Here is a 3,061-nt window from a genome sequence, read left to right as displayed (position 1 = left end):
TCATTTACTGGACGCTTGCCAGTTTCTGTGAAGAAGCCTGTTAATACCTGAATTGCTGCAGCAAGTGCGATACCAATCAAAACAGCGCCAATAGCTAGAACACGTGGGTTTGTATTCCCTGCTGCTGCAACCGCCTCTGGTGACAAACCTGTCATCAACTTGAAATCAGATGGAAGATAAGTAAATGTTGCAAGGGCTGTGAGGCCTGCAGAAATAATTGCTGATAAAAAGAATGAGCGGTTAATCGCGCTCATTGCTGACTTATCTGTGCTGCGCAATTTAGTTAAGAAGATACCGATAACGGCAGTGACAGTTCCGATTGCTGGAACGATCAATGGGTAGATAAGACCAGCATCACCGAACGCGGCCTTACCAAGGATGAGTGCTGCAACAAGTGTTACCGCATATGACTCGAACAAGTCTGCAGCCATACCAGCACAGTCACCAACGTTGTCTCCTACGTTGTCCGCAATAGTTGCCGCATTTCGTGGGTCATCTTCTGGGATGTGCTTTTCAACCTTACCTACAAGGTCAGCGCCAACATCTGCTGCCTTTGTAAAGATTCCGCCACCAACGCGCATAAACATCGCAAGCATTGCTGCACCGAAACCAAAGCCTTCAAGAACAGCTGGTGCGTTCTCGCGGTAGATGATCACAACAAGTGAAGCACCGATAAGTCCAAGACCAACAGTTGTCATACCAACGACGCCACCTGTGCGGAATGCAATCTGCACAGCCTTTACGCCATCCTTGTTACGGGCAGCATCTGCAACACGCACATTTGCGCGCACTGCAAGCCACATACCGTTGTATCCAACTAGTGCGGAAAATGCCGCACCTAGTAAGAAGAAGATTGAACGGCCAACGCGAATTTCAGCATCGCCGGGCAGTGCAAACAAAAGGAAAAATACGATTGCTACAAAGTAAGAAAGCGTGCGGAACTGGCGAGATAAAAACGCAGCGGCTCCTTCTTGCACAGCTTCTGCGATTTCACGCATCTTTGGTGTGCCATCACTTGCTGCCAATACCTGGGCACGTAGGCCGTAGGCGATGGCGAGGGCTGCAAGGGAAATACCTAGAACGATGTAGGCATATGTCAGGTTAGATCCGGTCACTTGGACCAGCGATACGGTGCTTGAAGCACGCATAGGTTCTCCTCCGTTGGAGTTACAGGCGCCCTAAAACGAGGGTCAGGCGCGAGACTGGTGAAGTGTAAGCGCAGATACCCTCAAACCAGCAAATTTATACTTATCTATTGCCCAACACTGGCCGTGATCCAAGGGCCATGACAAGGGCCAGAACCGCCGGAATCAGCATGGCCCAGCGCAGGCCAATGGCATCTCCTAGCAAGCCCAGGGTTGGCGGACCAACCAGGAAGCCGAAGTAGGCAATGCCAGAAACCATAGCCACACCCTCTGATGGTGCGAACTGCCCTTCAAATCTACTTTTTGCAATCTCTCCTGCTTGGCTAAAGAGCATTGGAATAACAGTTGAAAGACCAATACCTGCTGCAAGCCATCCAAAGATAACGCCACCCATTCCGCCAACAATTAATCCAGAGCCCAAACCAATACCTGCGATTAAGCCGCCACCAACAATTAACTTCATTGGACCGTATTTGCTTGCAAGGCGATCTCCGAATAAACGACCAATCACCATTGCAGCTGAGAAACAAATGTAAGGAAGTGTTGAAATAAATGGAGAGGCATCAAAGGTGTCACGGGCAAGGATTGCGCCCCAGTCACCTGCTGAGCCTTCACCAATTGCCGCGCACAACCCCAGCAAACCAACGATCAGAAATACCTTTGGCTTTTTAATCTTCTTTTTGCCTTCAATTGGATGTTGATCAAGGGATGCCGGCAAGAACCAGTTGCGCACAAAGAAGTTGGAAAGAAACACCAACATCGCAATAAAAGCAGCATGTCGCATCAAATCAATGTTGTTTTGTGAAAACCAACCACCAATGACTCCGCCGCCAAGTGCGCCTAAGGAGAACATCGCATGGAAGGTGCTCATGTAACGCTTGTCAGCTTCATGCTCTAAAACAATTGCATGGGAGTTCATTGCCACATCTTGAGTAGCAAGACAAGCACCAAGAACAATGAAGGTTAAACATAAGGTGATGTAGTTGTTTGCAGCACCTACTAAAAGTAGAGATCCGCCTAAGGCATATGTTGCATAGACAGTAACTGGGGCGCTTCCACGTTTAGCCGACTGCTTGCCAGAAAAACCCAGACCCACAAGAACACCAATTGAAACGACAAGGAGTGCAAAACCTAAAGCACTGTTTGTCAGATTAAGTTGCTCTTTGATATCTGCAATACGCGAATAAAATGTGCCGGCAATTGATCCGTTAATAATAAAGGCTGTGATTATTGCAATGCGGGCACGTGAATATTGGCGTATTTGGCTCATTTGCGGAGTTTACTGACAATGAGGCAATTAGCCCATAGGCTTAACTCATGGCTAATTTTCCAAAAGATTTCATATGGGGCGCTGCAACATCTTCTTACCAAATTGAAGGTGCAGCACATGAAGATGGTCGCGGAGCATCTATTTGGGACACATTTTGTAAGACACCTGGCAAGGTAGCAAAGGGTGACACCGGTGATGTGGCAAATGATCACTACCACCGCTATCCAGAAGATATAAAGATCATGAAAGATCTTGGATTACAGGGTTATAGATTCTCTTTTGCTTGGCCTCGCATGTTTCCAAATGGTGATGCCGTGCGCGAAGAACGCGGTTTTGATTTCTACGATCGTTTAATTGATGGCTTGCTTGAAGCAGGTATCGAACCACTTGCAACTTTGTATCACTGGGATCTGCCACAAGCTTTGCAAGACAAAGGTGGTTGGGTAAACCGTGACATTGTTAATCACTTTGCCGATTACTCAACTGCAGTTGCCCAGCGCTTTGGTGATCGTGTTAAGAAGTTCTCACCTATTAATGAGCCTTGGGTTGTTGCCTGGCTTGGATACGGTATTGGCATTCATGCACCAGGAATTTTAGATCGCAGGTCTGCTTTCGCCGCTGCCCACCACACAGTGCTCACTCACGC

At 47.8% G+C, this 3,061-nt stretch carries 3 protein-coding genes; 1 reads left to right on the top strand and 2 read right to left on the bottom strand.

Annotation, left to right across the window (positions count from 1 at the left end; translation table 11 throughout):
* Both AC9UEY_RS03845 and AC9UEY_RS03840 read right to left on the bottom strand, forming a co-directional pair.
* The coding region (locus AC9UEY_RS03845; RefSeq protein WP_509538017.1) for a sodium/proton-translocating pyrophosphatase at nt 1-1,148 on the bottom strand (1,148 nt) is incomplete at its 3' end.
* 100 nt (nt 1,149-1,248) lie between these two features.
* Entirely contained in the window at nt 1,249-2,415 is a 1,167-nt protein-coding gene (locus tag AC9UEY_RS03840) for an MFS transporter (protein ID WP_509538015.1), read from the bottom strand.
* A gap of 47 nt (nt 2,416-2,462) precedes the next feature.
* Here AC9UEY_RS03840 and AC9UEY_RS03835 point away from each other — a divergent pair.
* Nucleotides 2,463-3,061 (top strand): family 1 glycosylhydrolase (locus AC9UEY_RS03835; protein ID WP_509538013.1); only part of this gene is annotated, 599 nt, incomplete at its 3' end.

Source organism: Candidatus Planktophila sp. (assembly GCF_040402275.1).
Lineage (GTDB): Bacteria > Actinomycetota > Actinomycetes > Nanopelagicales > Nanopelagicaceae > Planktophila.
Note: the sequence above shows the minus strand (reverse complement) of the source record. Positions and strands in the feature narration are given on the sequence as shown.

What these genes read in the sequence shown, in the direction of transcription:
- AC9UEY_RS03840 (WP_509538015.1), bottom strand. Translation starts at nt 2,415, where the DNA reads ATGAGCCAAATACGCCAATATTCACGTGCCCGCATTGCAATAATCACA.